The sequence below is a fragment of the Bacillus haynesii genome, from assembly GCF_001969855.1.
GTDB classification, from domain to species: Bacteria; Bacillota; Bacilli; order Bacillales; family Bacillaceae; genus Bacillus; species Bacillus haynesii.
Window position 1 is genome coordinate 1 of record NZ_MRBL01000057.1, and the last position, 598, is coordinate 598.

General features: G+C 41.0%; 1 protein-coding gene. It reads right to left on the reverse strand.

Features of this window, described 5'->3' with window-relative positions; all coding sequences use genetic code 11:
* Positions 1-25 precede the first annotated feature (25 nt).
* On the reverse strand, positions 26-427 hold the full coding sequence (locus BTA31_RS22175) for a hypothetical protein (RefSeq protein WP_076794284.1): 402 nt from the start codon (positions 425-427) through the stop codon (positions 26-28).
* Between the last annotated feature and the right edge of the window lie 171 nt (positions 428-598).

Below are 598 nucleotides of genomic sequence, written 5' to 3' on the forward strand. Positions count from 1 at the left end.
AGTGTTAATAAAAGATTCCTGATCCTTATTTTGATTGCTTTCCCCAGTCGATTGAGCCAGTATTCTCGTCACAGATCGGACAGAATTTTGCCAATCCGGGTGCATCCTTCCAAACTGGCCTTTTCTCACAACCGCATTTTTCACATATCCAACTATCGATCAAGTTCTGATAACGAGACAGGCATGTCATTGCAGGTTCTTTTCCTTGGAAGGTCATTTTAGCAGCTACGAGCCTTGCCTTATCAAAAGAATCGAAAATCCTTTCGTCTATGCTGCAGCAACCGCAAACACACAGAGAAACCTCGACAATGCCTTTTCCTCTCTCTTCTCTGACTTCAAAATTTAACGGCCCCTGCTTCGCCAAATACTTGTTTTCGTTGTCAATCCTTAAGAAATCTCGAGCTAATTTTAAAGCTGCGTTCCTCATGAAAGCTCCTTAACATGATGTATTATCTTTTTTGGTATCAAGTCAAACTCTTTCACTTTTCGTTGCTTACAGTAACACTCGGGACACTGTTAACCTCTTCTTAAAATTCATCTTTTAATCGACCAGCCAATAAATCCTGCAACAAAATTCTCGCCCCTTCAGGGCTTAACA